Annotated in this window: 15 protein-coding genes and 1 riboswitch; of the genes, 2 read left to right on the top strand and 13 right to left on the bottom strand. The window is 40.9% G+C overall.

Annotated elements, in window-relative coordinates:
* The first annotated feature begins 124 nt into the window (after positions 1–124).
* Complete coding sequence (locus tag SJY16_RS04530) at positions 125–1,114, top strand: M23 family metallopeptidase (protein WP_377887900.1); 990 nt, start codon at positions 125–127, stop codon at positions 1,112–1,114.
* Between the two features lie 26 nt (positions 1,115–1,140).
* On the opposite strand, the gene SJY16_RS04525 is transcribed toward SJY16_RS04530, so the two are convergent.
* The 8 genes from SJY16_RS04525 to SJY16_RS04490 form a co-directional block, all read right to left on the bottom strand.
* Positions 1,141–1,245: a methionine/alanine import family NSS transporter small subunit gene (locus SJY16_RS04525; RefSeq protein WP_377887899.1), complete on the bottom strand. Its 105-nt coding sequence runs from the start codon at positions 1,243–1,245 to the stop codon at positions 1,141–1,143.
* A gap of 1 nt (position 1,246) precedes the next feature.
* Positions 1,247–2,773 carry a sodium-dependent transporter gene (locus tag SJY16_RS04520; protein ID WP_377887898.1) on the bottom strand — a complete coding sequence of 509 codons (1,527 nt, stop codon included), beginning with the start codon at positions 2,771–2,773 and terminating at the stop codon, positions 1,247–1,249.
* Between the two features lie 231 nt (positions 2,774–3,004).
* Complete coding sequence (locus SJY16_RS04515) at positions 3,005–4,582, bottom strand: Na+/H+ antiporter NhaC family protein (RefSeq protein ID WP_377887897.1); 1,578 nt, start codon at positions 4,580–4,582, stop codon at positions 3,005–3,007.
* 117 nt (positions 4,583–4,699) lie between these two features.
* Positions 4,700–4,880, bottom strand: a riboswitch (Lysine riboswitch).
* Positions 4,881–4,956: 76 nt separating this feature from the next.
* On the bottom strand, positions 4,957–5,727 hold the full coding sequence (yunB, locus tag SJY16_RS04510; protein WP_377887896.1) for a sporulation protein YunB: 771 nt from the start codon (positions 5,725–5,727) through the stop codon (positions 4,957–4,959).
* 101 nt (positions 5,728–5,828) lie between these two features.
* Positions 5,829–6,131: a YunC family protein gene (locus tag SJY16_RS04505; protein ID WP_224879228.1), complete on the bottom strand. Its 303-nt coding sequence runs from the start codon at positions 6,129–6,131 to the stop codon at positions 5,829–5,831.
* A gap of 74 nt (positions 6,132–6,205) precedes the next feature.
* Positions 6,206–7,594, bottom strand: coding sequence for a bifunctional metallophosphatase/5'-nucleotidase (locus SJY16_RS04500; RefSeq protein WP_377887895.1), 1,389 nt, complete (start codon positions 7,592–7,594; stop codon positions 6,206–6,208).
* Between the two features lie 15 nt (positions 7,595–7,609).
* Complete coding sequence (locus tag SJY16_RS04495; RefSeq protein WP_377887894.1) at positions 7,610–8,431, bottom strand: sulfite exporter TauE/SafE family protein; 822 nt, start codon at positions 8,429–8,431, stop codon at positions 7,610–7,612.
* Between the two features lie 14 nt (positions 8,432–8,445).
* A complete protein-coding gene (locus tag SJY16_RS04490) occupies positions 8,446–9,297 on the bottom strand; it encodes a DUF72 domain-containing protein (protein WP_377887893.1) in 852 nt (283 codons plus the stop codon).
* A 249-nt stretch (positions 9,298–9,546) separates the two neighbouring features.
* Here SJY16_RS04490 and SJY16_RS04485 point away from each other — a divergent pair, with 249 nt between their 5' ends.
* Complete coding sequence (locus SJY16_RS04485) at positions 9,547–10,593, top strand: NAD(P)/FAD-dependent oxidoreductase (protein ID WP_377887892.1); 1,047 nt, start codon at positions 9,547–9,549, stop codon at positions 10,591–10,593.
* 23 nt (positions 10,594–10,616) lie between these two features.
* Here SJY16_RS04485 and SJY16_RS04480 read toward each other — a convergent pair whose 3' ends face one another.
* The 5 genes from SJY16_RS04480 to sufB all read right to left on the bottom strand — a co-directional run bounded on the left by SJY16_RS04480 (position 10,617) and on the right by sufB (position 16,149).
* Positions 10,617–11,624, bottom strand: a complete 1,008-nt coding sequence (locus SJY16_RS04480; protein WP_377887891.1) for a FecCD family ABC transporter permease — start codon at positions 11,622–11,624, stop codon at positions 10,617–10,619.
* Positions 11,621–12,664, bottom strand: a complete 1,044-nt coding sequence (locus SJY16_RS04475) for a FecCD family ABC transporter permease (protein ID WP_377887890.1) — start codon at positions 12,662–12,664, stop codon at positions 11,621–11,623. The genes SJY16_RS04480 and SJY16_RS04475 overlap by 4 nt, the downstream gene beginning before the upstream one ends.
* 24 nt (positions 12,665–12,688) lie before the next feature.
* Positions 12,689–13,636, bottom strand: a complete 948-nt coding sequence (locus SJY16_RS04470) for an iron-hydroxamate ABC transporter substrate-binding protein (RefSeq protein WP_377887889.1) — start codon at positions 13,634–13,636, stop codon at positions 12,689–12,691.
* Positions 13,637–13,703: 67 nt separating this feature from the next.
* On the bottom strand, positions 13,704–14,516 hold the full coding sequence (locus tag SJY16_RS04465; RefSeq protein ID WP_377887888.1) for an ABC transporter ATP-binding protein: 813 nt from the start codon (positions 14,514–14,516) through the stop codon (positions 13,704–13,706).
* A gap of 235 nt (positions 14,517–14,751) precedes the next feature.
* The gene (gene sufB, locus SJY16_RS04460; protein ID WP_377887887.1) at positions 14,752–16,149 is read right to left on the bottom strand and encodes a Fe-S cluster assembly protein SufB; all 1,398 of its coding nucleotides are present in this window, start codon (positions 16,147–16,149) and stop codon (positions 14,752–14,754) included.
* Positions 16,150–16,155 lie beyond the last annotated feature (6 nt).

Genomic DNA, 16,155 nt, shown 5'->3' with positions numbered 1-16,155 from the left:
TTTCTAGGAAAAGTCCGAATCTAATGACGATTGTCCCATAGTGCCTTTCCATTATTTAGACCTAATGAATTATCACAGGAAAACCACACTATACATAACGACATTTAATGAAAGGAGAAGAATCGTGAGAAAATACAGCTTTCTTATCCTTATACTTTTTTTCTTACTCCCTGCGACTGTCTCTGCTACTGAACAAAATGAAGACGAGCTAAGAAAAGCTCGTATGATGCTTTTTAATAAAATGGAAACCATCACTCAACTTCCATGGTATGTCTATGCCGGAATCGATCAATATGAAAGAAGCATCAGAAGATCACGGAATGATATTCCAAGAGAACCAGGCGCAATTGCCATCAATATATCGCCTGAAAAATGGGCAGGAGGTACTAATCCTAATAAAGAGGATACCTCACCAGAATCGATTTCTTTCTTCGGCGGGATCGCCTTAGATGGAAACGAAGATGGAAAGGCAAGCCGAACAGATGATGAAGATTTACTATTCACTATCGGTTCGTTTCTACAAAAGTACGGAACAAACATGGAAGATATTCGCATCGGTTTGTGGGATTATTATCAACGTGATCAAGCGGTTAGAACAATTACAAGCAACTGTTTAGTCTACAAAACATTCAATACATTAAAACTTGAAAAACACGCCTTCCCAGTACCACTTACTGCGAATTACAGCTATCGAAACACATGGGGGGATCGTCGCGGTTGGGGTGGCCTTCGAATTCATGAAGGAACAGATATTTTTGCTTCATACGGGGTACCAGTGAAAGCAACAAGTTACGGAACGGTTGAAACAAAAGGATGGAATCGCTACGGCGGTTGGAGAATCGGAATTCGGGATATCAATGGGAACTACCACTACTATGCACATTTAAATGGTTTTGAAAAAGGAATCGATAAAGGAAGTATTGTTCAACCAGAACAGGTTATCGGATATGTGGGCAGCTCCGGATACGGACCGAAAGGCACTGCAGGAAAGTTCCCTCCTCACCTTCATTATGGAATCTATAAAGATAACGGGAAAACGGAATGGTCCTACGACCCTTATCCTTCATTACGCCTATGGGAAAGACAAGAGCGTATAAATAAAAAGAAGAACTAACGGAATTCCGTTAGTTCTTCTTTGGGTTATTGTTTCTTAGCGACTCTTACAGCGTTTAGGATACTTGCTGTAAGTCCACCCCATATAATGACGATGCCAACAATCATCATGAAAATTGCGCTTCCACCCATGTTAACTTACCTCCTTATACTTTTCCTGTTCTACTTTTGCATCCCATTTCTTTACGCTGAATAGGATACCAACAAGAAGAGCAAATCCAGCTACGAACCATCCACTATAAAGGATAAAGCCATCTGTGTATCCACCATAGTTTCCAGTTGGGGTGTCGAATTCTTTATAGAGGTTCGTTTTGAAAAGGTCGAACATCATATAGCCGAGCACCAGTGGAGTTATTACACCAAGACATGCTTTCCACCAGTAGTTTAGCGGAATATCAGAAATTCCATTCGCATGATTTTCAAGGTCTGTAAGCTGACGTAGGAACCATGCTACCACGACTACTTCGACTAGCCCTACAAATGCGATACCGAATTGGTTAATGAAATAATCTGCTGCATCGAGGAAGAACAATCCACCTTGCGTGGCGAATAAGATCGAGATAATTGATGCAACCCCACCACCAAAGAGTACAGCTTTCGTTCTAGAAATACCAAACTTCTCTGAAATACCTGCAACGTACGTTTCTGAGATTGAAATTAATGAAGACAATCCAGCAAGTACGAGTGATGCGAAGAATAGGAATCCAAACAAACCATTCAGCGCTGGGAACTCATTGATGATCTGTGGGAATACGACGAAAGCTAGTCCTACTCCACCACTTACAACTTCATCAACACTAACACCTTGTTGAGTAGCCATAAATCCAAGTGCAGAGAAGACCCCGATACCAGCTAAAAGTTCGAATGACGAGTTACCAAAGCCGGTAATAAATGCGTTGTTCGTAATATCAGATTTCTTCGGAAGATAGCTAGAATACGTAATCATAATAGCAAAAGCAATCGATAAACTGAAGAAAATCTGACCATATGCTGCTACCCATACGCTTCCTGACATAATCGTATCGAAGTTAGGTGTGAAGAATGCACTTAAGCCTTCACCAGCACCTGGAAGAGTGACAGCTCTTATAACGATAATAAGGAAAAGCACGATCAATGTAGGAATAAAGATTTTGTTCGCACGCTCGATTCCTTTCTTAACACCCGCAAGAAGGACACCAAGTGTAATGACCCATACAGCAATAAGAGGAATGAATACTCCTGGTACAAGACTGCCCGTTTGTCCAGGATCTACTGTTAGCTTGAGATAATCATTGAATAAGAAACCTTCAGTATCTGATCCCCAGCTTAGATTGAATGCGAAGTAACTATAGGAAATCGCCCAACCTATAATAACTGCATAGTACGTAGATATTACAAATGCTACGATAACACCCCACCAACCGAGCCACTCTGTTTTCTTATTCATTCTGAAGAATGAAAGCGGAGCAGAACCTCTGAACTTATGGCCAAGTGTGAATTCTAAAATAAGAATTGGAATACCTGCTGTTATTAGTGCAAATAAATATGGTATAAAAAATGCCCCTCCACCGTTGTCATATGCAACAGCTGGAAATCTCCAAATATTACCTAGTCCGATTGCAGAACCAACAGCTGCTAGAATAAATCCAGCTCTTGTCCCCCACTGTGCTCGTTTTTCCACATGCATTACCCCCTTAGACGTTATAACCTTCTCCCCATATTCCCCCTTCCAGAAAAAGGTTTAGACTTTTAAATAAATTCTGATTATTTTGTTTATAGTATATCTAGTACTATTGGCCATGTCAAAGTAATCTTTTTAATATTTTGTAAAATAACGTTGAAAATTAGATAAAAACGCACCTTTTTTGTAGCATGGCATTAAAAAAACAGGAGGATGGTCCCCCCTGTTTAATTAATCATTAACGGCATCAACCGTACGATTTTCATATTTTGATTTAAGGTAGTAAACAACAACTGCGAACACAACTGCTGTGGCAAGTAACCCAATGACTGAGCTGCCTGTAAACCCTAGAACAAGATAACCGACGAGCGCTATTCCAGCTACAATCATTGCGTAAGGTAGCTGCGTTAACACGTGGTCAATATGATGGCTTCCTGCCCCTGTAGACGATAGGATCGTAGTATCGGAAATCGGTGAACAATGATCCCCAAAAACCGCTCCTGCAAGTACAGCTGCAAGTACAGGAAGCATATATGTCGGATCTGTTGCTGCAGCAATTTCCCCTGCGATAGGAAGCATGATTCCGAATGTTCCCCACGATGTACCGGTCGCAAATGCCATTACCCCTGCTAATAAGAATAAAATTGCTGGAAGAAAACCAATCGCAATATGCTGATCAACTAGGCCAGCTAAATACTTACCTGTACCAAGCGTTCCAATGATTTCGATCAAGGTCCAAGCAAAGAAAAGGATATAAACTGCAGGAAGCATCGATTTGATACCTTCTACAATCCCTTTGCCAAAAACAGAACCTCCCATATTCTTTAAGAAGAAGAAAATGAGAGAAGTGCCTAAACCAATTAGGCCACCGTATAATAGTGAAGCTGCTACATCAGTATTTTCGAAGATCGTCAGTGGCGTTACTCCAGCATCTGTTCCACTCACCGCTTGAATACCTGTAACGACCATAAAGATAACCGTTCCTGCGATTAGCATGATAATCGGCCAAGCGAGATCTGCTACTTTTCCTTTTTCACTTTCTGGTAATCCTGTTGTTTCTCCTGGAACAGCACCTTTTGAAGGATCGAGTACTTCACCAGTTTTTTGAGCACGGTCCTCGTGAACCTTCATAGACTTCAAGTTAATATCAAAATAACTAACGAAGAATACCATCCCAAGTGCAAAGATTGCGTATAAGTTCATAGGAATCATTTTGATAAATGCTTCTAAAGCTCCAACACCAGCGATGCTGTGTGTAGTAAGAATGCCACCTATAATTGCAATAATATAAGCTCCCCAGCTTGAGATCGGAGAGATAATACACATTGGTGCAGCAGTTGAATCGATGATATAAGAAAGTTTTGCTCGTGATACTTGGTGCCTGTCCGTAATTGGACGACTCACATTCCCAACTGCTAGTGAATTAAAGTAGTCATCGATAAAGATAATAACTCCAAAGACTGCTGTTACTATTTGAGCGCCAGTACGTGTTTTCACTCGTTTCATCGCCCATTCACCAAACGCACGACTTCCGCCCGATATGGAAATGAATGCAGTCATCATTCCTAATAGTAATAAGAAGAAAATAATATACATATTCCACTTATTCAGTCCACCGCTTTCAGAATCAATAAAGATTCCCTTAACGATTGCATAAATCTCTTTCAATGAAGCCATGATACTCCAGTCATTAATCATTAACGCACCAAGGATGATCCCCACCCCTAGTGAAGGTAATACCTTCCTGGTTGCCACTACCATCAATAACGCGACGAGCGGCGGAATAATTGAATAAATCGTATTTTCCATATTCACCATCCTCTGTAAGTTATGGTTTACTACTTTTTTGGATAAACAAAAAACGGGCTATGACAGGATATGGTCCTATCATTGCCCGTTTCACCGATACAATGTCAAGTGTCCATCCCGATCAGTAGTTCTCCATTATAAGTGGGCCTCATAATGACAGTTCGACATTTATTCAATGTCGCCCCAACAAAAATAATGTGACGATTATTTTTGCTTCGGCAGACCTCCCTTTCGATGCTGATCATGGATGTCATTCTCCCAACATGTACTAATGAGTATCTGCTCCTCTACCTCATCGTATAAGATAAGGAACATTATTTAGTTCAATACAATTTGTTATTATATCTTAATTCAATGGGCTCTGCAATCGCAAATTATTCCATTCCTCCTATATCGATTGCAGGATCCGGTAAACCTGTTCCTGACCCATTGTTATAGAAATTCGGAACGTCTCCTTTTATGAAGGTTGCGATAACAGGGATATCCGTTGTAACAACATCTGAATCCGTTGCAAATGGAATAACGATTTTCACATGTACTTCGATATGAACGCGAATATCAACCCATGTGTTATTGATCCCTACCTGTCTGATATTGTGTTTAATATCAGACTTCACTTCTCCAATCGCAGTAAATCGAACTGGAACTTTGGGACCGAAGTTCGCAAGTAGCGTATTATTAAACGCTTGCCCGATTGGGATATTATGAATAATACCTTTATTTAATGGAACATCTTCATCTACTTGAAGTTCGACTCCATTTTCTTCTGCCCAGTAATCAATCGAGTTATCTTCGACGCTCTTTAAGAACTTTTGAACTTTATCTGTAGATTGAGCAAGCACTTTATTAACTGCACTTTGGTTAATCTGTACAATATCTACCTGGTTCACCGTTTCTTTTTTGATAAGTTCTTCTGTACTATCAGCTTCTTCAACGATCTTCTTGTTAATCGCCTGGTTGATCGCAAGTGTTGCAATTCGGTTCGTTTCCGTTCTAGCGATTTCAATCAGGGTAGGCTTAATACCTTTTTCAACAATCCATAGCCCCTGAACAGTCATAAATATAAAAAGAATGAACGAGATAACAAATACATATCGAAAAGGAAGTGGACCTTTTCGAATAAACCTTCTTCGAGTTCGGAACAAGCCAAGTCCTCCCTTCTCCTCAACATGTATATGCGAAGAAGGATAGAAGTATGGACATATTTTCCCGAAAGAAAACCACAGCTTATTCGCTGTGGTTTATCTTATAGCATTTTCAGCATCGCATCTCTGCCAATTGTTCCTACTTTGATACCTCTAGCCTCTGCTTCTAGGGTTACTGATTCTAGTGGCGCATCCAGCAACTGCTCAATGGACCTTACACCAACTGCTCTACCAGCAATGATTTTGCGATCACTTAACTTTTCATTAAGCAACGCAATATCCAGTGCTCCACACATGATGTAGCCATTCTCATTTGAAACAGCAAGGAAGTTGGTTTTAGGTAGCTTCATACTGATAGCTGTAAATGGATGACCGTCGATCATAATGGGTGTCATAGTAATCATGAATTCACCACCTCCTGACTCACAAATTGTCCTTATATTTATATGAGCGCGGAGGCATGTTTGACAATCAAAGATTAATATCTATTCTCTAGTCTCCATGCGAGGAGATCCCTTAACATTTCAGGTAAATAGTACTTTTTCCTAGCGTGCTTCATTTGCGGATAAAATTTCCCAAAGGTGAACATATCCGCAGTTGCCACTGAATACTCTTGTTCTGGAGATAGCTGATGGCCATTGTGGAGAATTTCCGTGACATGATGGAGCCCATCTTCCATTACGACGGTTTTCACTTCGAGTCCATCGAATGCCATGATGCCCATCACCTCTCCTCGGAATCCTAGCCCTTTAAAACTTAAATTCACGAGTTCGTCCGACATGGCATACGCAATGATTTCACGCAGCTCACTTCCTTTTAGGATAACTTTACAAGGATTTACGGGATGTGGACAAATTCGATGAAGGTCTTCTCTCGAAACTTTTCCTTCTCTTAATCCTTCAAGGAGCATACCAGAATTAATCATCCCAATATCAGCGTTACACCATTCTCTAAGAGCTGCTGAAAGTTCGTCCGGAAGAACAGATCGTTTGAACCAATCTGCTTCTAGGGGTTGTTCAAGGCGACAAACCACTTCATCCAACAAATTCTGTGCATTCTTTCCTAATCGATCTAATAGCTCTTTAGTAGCCTGATCTTCTTTATGATCACGAACAGAAATAGCGTATGCTTCTTTTTCTAACAGCTTGCCACGTTCAGAATCGTACTTCAATACGACTTCTCCTACATAGTTTCCGTTTTTCCCTGCTTGTGTGATCAACGTTCCGTTCACATTCATACCATGCTTAAGAACGTGATGGGTATGAGAACCAATAATCACATCGATTCCTTCTATATCCTTCGCAATCCGCTCGTCATTACCGAGCCCCATGTGAGACATCAATACAACCACATCAGCTTTCTCACGAACCTCATCCACAACCTCTTGAAGCATTTCCCAAGGTGATTGAATTGACCAGCCAAGAAGGCTATAGAATTGCTCATAGGGGATCGTTATACCGATTAGTCCGATCTTGAATCCGTCCCGCTCATCGATCACATACGGAGTTGCCCATGTCGGTCTAGAGCCATCTGGATGAAACAAGTTTGAAACGATTACTTGAAATTCAGCATCCGTGTATAACTCATCTAATTCTTCCTTTGAAAATGTAATTCCCTCGTTATTTCCAATCGTTGCATAATCGTAATTTAATTTATTTAAAAGATGTACATTCCCTTTTCCTGACGTCCCTTCAGTAATTGGGTGAACTTTATCCGCGTGATCCCCAAGATCGACTAATAAGTAGCGATCTTCATGGTAATCATGAATTCTTTTTCTATCCTTTATATAGCCAGCCACCTTAGACCAATTCTCAAAGTGACTGTGCAGATCGTTCGTATAATATAAATGTACCTTTTTTGAAGTCAAGACACTCTTCCTTTCTTAACCCGTCATTCCCTGCCAGACCAATCGTATCCCGACGAGAATTAGCATCCACCTTAATATAACAACAATCGTATTATCTGACAGTTTCTGATTAATGAAAGAGCCACATTTCGCCCCAATCCAGGCGCCTGGAACTAATCCAATTAACAAAAACCCTGCAATATTCCCAAGGGCTAGGTGAGTCGCTGTACCGATTATACTTGAAAGAAATATCATAAACATCGATGTAGCCACTGCAACAGATGTCGGAAAACCGAATAACAAAATCATAGCGGGAACCATCAAGGAGCCTCCGCCGATTCCAAACAATCCTGAAAGGATGCCGACAATAAATGAAACGAGTAAAGCGACTGTCGCTGAAAATCGATATTCACTAGCATTTCCCTTCGAATCCGTAATCGTTCGAGAAAAACGCCCATTCAACTTCAACGGCCGTAAACGACCCCTTACCATTAATAATATGGAAACAAGCACCATAAATAACCCAAAATACATAGAAAATTGATCAACCGCAATAAATTTATTCAACCAGGCCCCTGCGATTGCACCTGGACCGCTTCCAATAAAGAATAGTCCACCACTTTTATAATCGACGGTTTTCTTTTTCATGTAAGAGAGCGTGGAAGATAAACCGATGGCTACGAGAACCACGATTGAACTGCCCACAATCATCTGTGGAGTCAAACTCGGTAGCCAGTCCGTATATTTATCAATGATCAAGAGCCCCGGCACGATAACGATTCCACCACCAAGGCCTACTAAACTGCCGATTGTACCGGCAGATAATCCGATAATAAATAATAATATCCAGGTTAACATGAAAGAACTCCTTATTAATCAAAAAGATCAAGCTGTCTTGGATTTAGGTTCGAATACTCAATGTCGAGCATTCGAATCATCTCTTTTGCATTCCCTGACGCATGACCACCAGAATTATTATTGAATAGTATAGTCACATTCTTACATTCTTTTCGAAGCTTCTCAATTCTTTCTTTCCATTCCATTAGCTCTTCTTTATCATAATCATACAAATAGCGAACCTCTCGCCACTTCTGGTTATTTCCAGGGTTCCGCCACCCATTAACATTTCTACCATGTAACCGAACAAGCACATCCTTATTAGAAATCGTCTCCATCACGATTGGAATCGACCCATCTCCAGCTTGTGGCTCATCGCAGATGGAATGAATATAGCCCTGTTCCTCAAGAAAGGACAATGTTTTCTCACGGAATGCTTCATGGTACCAGGACTGGTGTCTGAACTCAACCGCACAAGGGATGTCTCCCATCCTTTGCTTACAATCTCGCAAGATGTTCACGTTATCCTTGTTCACATCAAACCACGGGGGAAACTGAAATAGAACCATCGCTAGCTTTCCAGAACGTTGTAGCGGCACGATTGACTCCTTGAACGCATGAAACATATCGTCTCTCGTCTCAAACGGAACCTCACTACGCTGATGCCCCGTCATTCCCTGATACGCTTTGACAACAAACTGAAACCCTTCAGGCGTCTCATTCGCCCATTTCTCGTAATTTCTTATAGGTTGTACCGCATAGAAAGAAGAATCCACTTCCACCACTGGGAAATGGGAACTATAAATCGATAGTTTTTCATTGCTCTTTACACCAGGAGGATACAAATCATCATGATCGCCCCACCCTGTAACACCTATGTAAATCATCAAATCCTTCCCTTCTACCTCTCTCCCCCTATTTTCTGTTTTTGAAGGTGAAATAGCAAGAGAAAAGACATGAAAGGCGGAGACGAGCGGGTAGAAACGGAGAGATTGGAACTCTTGAAATAGAACACGCTTTTTGTGTTCAATATAAAAGCTAAAACAACATCTATCTATTGTAAAATCTCAGCAATTATTATATATTTTAATTGATAATGATAATCAGTACTATTTACTTTCTCAGGAGGACTGTAAATGCCAAATAATGATGTTTTTGATGTTACAGTAATTGGAGGGGGACCTGCAGGGCTTTACTCTGCGTTTTATAGTGGCTTAAGAGAATTAAAGGTTAAGATCATAGAATTCCAGCCCCATTTGGGAGGCAAAATCCATGTCTATCCTGAAAAGATGATTTGGGATGTAGGTGGACACAAACCATTACCTGGTGCAAAGCTCATCGAGGCTTTGGTTGAACAAGGCTTAACATTCGACCCAAAAGTAGTACTAAACACAAAAGTAGAATCCATCACTAGAAACGAAGAAGGAATATTTGTTTTGAAAAGTACTGACGGCGAGGAGCACTATTCTAAAACTGTAATCGTCGCAGTTGGTAGCGGAATTTTAAAACCACAAAAGCTAGCTATTCAGGGCGCTGAAAGATTTGAAGTTTCTAACTTGAATTACACGATCAAGTCGCTTCAACATTTCAAGGATAAAACGGTCGTCATCTCAGGTGGTGGTAACGCAGCGATCGATTGGGCGAACGAATTAGTTCCTGTCGCAAAAAAAGTATATCTTACATATAGAAAAGAAGCACTTACGGGGCATGAAGCTCAAGTCTCTATACTTATGGACAGCTGTGCACACTGCATTTTTAACACGTCAATTTCTAAACTGATCGCTTGCTGTAACCATGAGGCGATCGAACAAATTGAGTTAACCAACCACGTTACAGGTGAAATTTCCTATCTCCCAATCGATGAAGTTATTATTAATCATGGCTATGAACAAGATACTTCGCTTATTGGTAACAGTGACTTAAATATTGAACTAGCAGACCGTTTTTATATCGAGGGAAATTCCAATAGTGAGTCTTCGATTCCAGGGTTATATGCTGCTGGGGATATTTTAAAGCACGATGGGAAATTGAACTTGATCGCTGGAGCATTTCAAGATGCTGCTAATGCGGTAAATAAAGCAAAGCAGTTTATTGAACCTGAAGCCCAAGCTGCCGGGATGGTTTCATCTCATAATGAGGTTTTCAAGGAAAGAAATCGAAAACTAATCAAACAGATGATATGAAAAAGGAGCCATTGCGGGCTCCTTTACTTTTTCGCTAATAAATACATAAAATACGGTGCTCCTATTATCGTCACGATAATTCCAGCAGGAATTCCGCTAGGGTCTAAGATTACCCGTCCAATAGTATCGGCAGTAAGGAGCAAAATCCCTCCTAATAATGCCGTGATCGGTAGAAACGCTTGATGACGAGGTCCAACAAGTGACCTAGAAATATGCGGCGCCATCAATCCTACGAATGCGATGCCTCCACTTACGGCTACTGATGCAGAAGCAAGCGCAACCGCAATGATAATCAACAAGATTCGTTCTTTACCGATATTTACCCCAACACCGATCGAAACATTTTCATGAAGAGTCAAGGTGTTCAGCACGTTAGACTTCATAAGCACAATCGGAAATAAAACAAGTATCCACGGTGCTAATGAGAGAACGAATACCCAGTCATCTCCCCAAATACGACCTGCCATCCAGTTCGCCATGAACGAATGATCTTCCATATCTAAACGAGTAGACAACACCAGTGTTGCTCCATATAAAGCCGCCGCTAAACCAACCCCAATCAATACAAGCCGAGTTGGTTCAACACCTTCACCTTTTATGTATGACATCACATAGATGATCGCAGCTGTTGCTATTCCTCCAGCTAAAGCAAAGAGTGGCAGAATATATAAGAAGCTTGTGGATTCAATCGAGAAGAACATGATATAAACAACGATCATCAAACCCGCTCCAGCATTAATGCCTAGAATCCCAGGGTCAGAGAGTGGGTTCTTCGTAATACTCTGTAAGATAGCACCAGAGATTGCGAGTCCCATTCCTGCAAGAACTGCGACAAAAATCCTCGGCATTCTAAATTGAAACAGAATCAAATTTTCGCGTTGAGTCCCTTGTCCGATGATCGTTCGGAAAAGTTCACTAGGTGTTAAATGGGCATAACCTGTTCCAATACTTACAATAATAGCGAATAATAAAACGACTATTGCAGTTATCGAGGTAACTCTAAACCGTTTGATCTGCTGTGCGTTCATCATGATAGGCTCCTCCCCCCTTTTCTAGCGAGATAAAGGAAGAAAGGAACTCCTACCATTGCTACGACTGCTCCTACAGGCGTTTCGTATGGCGCATTTACAGTTCTCGCAAAGGTGTCAGCCAGCACTAGAAGTACACTACCGAAAATAGCCGAACACGGGATAATCCAGCGATAGTCTGTTCCAACAAGAAAGCGGACGATATGAGGAACGAGCAATCCGACAAACGCAATAGCACCAGCGAGTGATACGGCAGCTCCGGCAAGGATTAATACAACGGTCATCAAAATCGTTTTCGTTAGTAATGTGCGCTGTCCGAGACTCTTTGCTAAGTCCTCACCAAAACTGAGTATTGTAAGTTGTCGTGAGAACATAATGGCTATTATTATTCCTACCAAGGCAACAGGAACAATAATCTTTAACTGCGTCCAGTTTGTACCTGAAACACCCCCTGCAGTCCAAAATGCAAGGTCTTGTGAGAGTTTATAATATATTGCCACGCCCTCTCCTAAAGAAGAAAGCAGGGCGGAAACAGCTGCACCAGCTAACGTGATTCGAATAGGAGAAAGCCCCCCTCTACTCATCGATCCGAGTCCAAATACTAACAACGCACCAAATCCAGCTCCAAGAAATGAAATGAGCATAACTGTGAAATAAGATGCGCCTATATTAAAAGCAAATACACAAGCGAGGGCTAAGCTTGCACCAGCGTTCAAACCAAGTAAGCCTGGATCTGCAAGCGGATTACGAGTCATGCCTTGCATGATCGCACCACTAACTGCAAACGCACCCCCGACCACCGCAGCTCCAAGTTCTCTTGGTAAGCGGAGACTTACAATAATTCGGTCGGTTTCTCTGCTAGAATCATAATTTAATATAGCTTCCCAAACTGTACGGAAATCGATCTGTGCAGCTCCAACTGAGATCGCAAGTCCAATACTTAGTAGGAGAAGCAAACACCCTAATAATAAGATGGTCATTCCTACCTCAGGTCTCGAATACACTTTTACATCTTTAATAACCCTCATTTTTGTTTTGAACATAGAAACTATCCCTTTTTGAAACGTCTATTCGTTCTTTTTTGTTAATTCGTCGACGATAAACTCCAATTCTTTCTCGAGAGAGATCGGGTCATTAAAATAGAAGGATTCTGAATCAAACTTTATTGCATTCCCATTCTTTACAGCGGGTAGCTCTTTCCAAACGTCTGACTCCATAAATGAGTTGTCCGGATTCGCCGTTCCAGTACCTACGAAAATATAATCCCCAGCATATGTAGGAATCACCTCAGTAGAGATCGCTTTCCAACCTGGACCAAAGACATCTTCCTTTAACTTCTTAGGCGCTTTTAATTCAAGAGCTTGATAGATGACTTCTGTTCCACGTCCCCAGTTTTCACCATATACATACATGTCTTTCCCGTAAGCTTCCATGACCATGAACGTTTTGTCTTCACCGATTGCAGCATTAACCTTTTCACGAGCTTTTGCAGCTTTTTTCTTCCAATCTTCTACCCATGCTTTCGCGTCTTCTTCTTTACCAACAATCTTACCAATTTCCACGTGTTGTTCCATATAATCGTATTTATCATACGCCATCGTTACGGTCGGTGCGATTTCTTCATATTTCTTTATATTCTTATCATCTGAATATGTAATGATTAGATCAGGATTTAGTTCTAATAATTTTTCGTAAGAATCAGCAGTAACAACTTCAACATCATCTAGTTTGTCACCATAAAATTTGTTTGCTTTTGGATATTCATTTACAGCGATTGGTGTTATCCCTAGTTTCAATAGGTTTCCTGCGTATGTAGCTGCAAGCATTGCTACGCGTTTTGGTTCAGCAGGGACTTCTACTTCTCCATTTTCGCCTTCATATGTTCTCGTCTCTTGCTTATTACCTTTTTCTTCTGAGCTTGACTCTCCTTCTGATTTATCAGAACATGCCGCTAGTGCGAATACGAATACTAATGCCGTTAAGCTCAGTAAGAGCTGTTTTAATCCTTTTGTCATGCTGTTCTTCCTCCTGTATTGTATGATAATAAGAATCATTCTCATATGATAGAAAAAAGAAAGGCGATTACGCCAAATTCTTTACAAACTGTTCACGTTTTACAAGATCGTAAGTAAGACATACTGGCTTTCTAGTTCTTGGATCGACCCCGATCTCAGCATCGATATTGAAAACGTCGTAAAGGACTTTGTGCGTCATCACTTCTTCTGCTTTTCCTTCTTTTACAATCGTGCCATCTTTCATTGCAACCATATGATGAGCGAATCTCGCAGCATGGTTTAAATCATGAATGACCATCACGATTGTACGCTTTTCATCACGATTCAACTGATGCAATAACTCGAGCACTTCTAATTGATGAGACAAGTCTAAATAGGTTGTAGGTTCATCTAACAAGATGATGTCTGTTTCTTGCGCCAGTGCCATTGCGATCCATACACGCTGTCTTTGGCCACCTGAAAGAGCATCTACAGGTCGTTCCTTATATTCAAGAATACCTGTTACGCTAAGCGCCCAGTCAATCACGTTATAATCCTTTTTCGTTAATTTACCGAACCCTTTTTGATATGGATATCTACCATATGAAACAAGTTCTCCAACAGTAAGTCCATCAGGTGAATCTGGCGCTTGAGGTAAAATTGCCATCTTTTGCGCAATTTTCTTTGTCGATTCTTTACTGATGCTTTTACCATCTAAACAAACAGTTCCCGCTTTCGGATTGAGAATGCGTGATAACGCTTTTAAAACGGTTGATTTTCCGCAACCATTTGGGCCAATGATCGTCGTGATCTCTCTATCTGGAATTTCGATCTTTAAATCCTTCACGATGTCCCTTTCACCATAAGCAACCTTTAAATTCTCAGCATATAGTCTAGACATGCTCCCCCTCCTTAGAAATTCTCACGTTGTAAAGAACGGCACACTTCTAAATGAAAATGATTATCAATGTCATAGTTTATTCTAGTTGAAACCACAAAGAGTGTCAACCTATTTTACAAATGTCCGTGGCTATTCTTAACGATGTATAAAAGGATTGCAAGCGCTGACTCCATTTCTATTCAACAAATAAACCAATAAAAAAAGACCCTGGAATTTATCCAGGGCCTACTTGTATTTATCCGATCGAACCTTCCATCTCGAACTTGATAAGACGGTTCATTTCTACCGCATATTCCATTGGAAGTTCTTTCGTAAATGGCTCGATAAAGCCCATTACGATCATTTCTGTTGCTTCTTCTTCTGAAACCCCACGGCTCATTAGATAGAAGAGCTGCTCTTCAGAAACCTTCGATACTTTCGCTTCGTGTTCAAGTGAAATGTTATCGTTAAGGATTTCGTTGTAAGGAATTGTATCAGAAGTCGACTCGTTATCCATGATAAGCGTGTCACATTCAACGTTTGAACGTGCGCCTTCAGCTTTACGGCCAAAGTGTACGATACCACGGTACGTTACTTTACCACCTTGTTTAGAGATGGATTTAGAAACGATTGTAGAAGAAGTATTCGGAGCAAGGTGAATCATTTTTGCACCTGCATCCTGGTGCTGTCCTTTACCAGCTAGAGCGATGGAAAGTGTCATTCCACGTGCGCCTTCACCTTTGAGAAGAACGGCTGGATACTTCATTGTAAGTTTTGAACCTAGGTTACCATCGATCCATTCCATCGTTGCGTTTTCTTCTGCAACTGCACGTTTTGTAACGAGGTTATAAACGTTGTTAGCCCAGTTTTGGATCGTTGTATAACGACAGTAAGCATCCTTCTTAACAATGATTTCAACAACAGCACTGTGTAGTGAATTCGTTGTATAAACAGGAGCTGTACAACCTTCAACATAATGTACAGAAGAGCCTTCGTCCGCGATAATAAGCGTACGCTCAAACTGCCCCATATTTTCAGAGTTAATACGGAAGTATGCTTGAAGAGGTGTATCAACTTTTATTCCTTTTGGAACGTAAATGAATGATCCACCAGACCATACTGCTGAGTTAAGAGCAGAGAACTTATTATCAGTTGGAGGAATTGTTTTAGCAAAATGTTCTCTGAACAGATCTTCGTTTTCTTTAAGAGCAGTATCTGTGTCCTTAAAGACAATCCCCATGTTCTCAAGGTCTTCTTGCATGTTGTGATAAACAACTTCGGATTCGTACTGTGCAGATACACCTGCAAGGTATTTTTGCTCAGCTTCAGGAATCCCAAGCTTATCGAACGTTGTTTTAATTTCTTCAGGTACTTCATCCCATGATCTTTCGGACTTCTCAGAAGGCTTTACGTAGTACGTAATCTCATCAAAGTCTAAATCAGCAAGGTCGCCACCCCACTGAGGCATAGGCATGCTATAAAACGTTTCAAGAGATTTCAAACGGAAATCAAGCATCCACTGTGGTTCATCCTTAATTCGAGAAATTTCTTTAACGATATCAGGAGTCAAGCCACGCTGTGAGCGGAAAATTGAAACGTCTTTATCACTAAAACCATATTGGTAATCGCCAACTTCAGGCATTTTTTTAGCCATAGTATT

This window comes from Alkalihalobacillus sp. R86527, assembly GCF_042466185.1.
Classification (GTDB): Bacteria; Bacillota; Bacilli; order Bacillales; family Guptibacillaceae; genus Guptibacillus.
The sequence above is the reverse complement of the archived record's forward strand: the minus strand, read 5'-3'. Positions and strand labels throughout refer to the sequence as shown.

Coding starts and splice junctions, on each gene's coding strand:
- SJY16_RS04525 (WP_377887899.1), bottom strand. CDS start 1,245: ATGGGTGGAAGCGCAATTTTCATGATGATTGTTGGCATCGTCATTATA.
- SJY16_RS04515 (WP_377887897.1), bottom strand. CDS start 4,582: ATGGAAAATACGATTTATTCAATTATTCCGCCGCTCGTCGCGTTATTG.
- SJY16_RS04505 (WP_224879228.1), bottom strand. CDS start 6,131: ATGATTACTATGACACCCATTATGATCGACGGTCATCCATTTACAGCT.
- SJY16_RS04495 (WP_377887894.1), bottom strand. CDS start 8,431: ATGTTAACCTGGATATTATTATTTATTATCGGATTATCTGCCGGTACA.
- SJY16_RS04490 (WP_377887893.1), bottom strand. CDS start 9,297: ATGATTTACATAGGTGTTACAGGGTGGGGCGATCATGATGATTTGTAT.
- SJY16_RS04485 (WP_377887892.1), top strand. CDS start 9,547: ATGCCAAATAATGATGTTTTTGATGTTACAGTAATTGGAGGGGGACCT.
- SJY16_RS04480 (WP_377887891.1), bottom strand. CDS start 11,624: ATGATGAACGCACAGCAGATCAAACGGTTTAGAGTTACCTCGATAACT.
- SJY16_RS04475 (WP_377887890.1), bottom strand. CDS start 12,664: ATGTTCAAAACAAAAATGAGGGTTATTAAAGATGTAAAAGTGTATTCG.
- SJY16_RS04470 (WP_377887889.1), bottom strand. CDS start 13,636: ATGACAAAAGGATTAAAACAGCTCTTACTGAGCTTAACGGCATTAGTA.
- SJY16_RS04465 (WP_377887888.1), bottom strand. CDS start 14,516: ATGTCTAGACTATATGCTGAGAATTTAAAGGTTGCTTATGGTGAAAGG.
- sufB (WP_377887887.1), bottom strand. CDS start 16,149: ATGGCTAAAAAAATGCCTGAAGTTGGCGATTACCAATATGGTTTTAGT.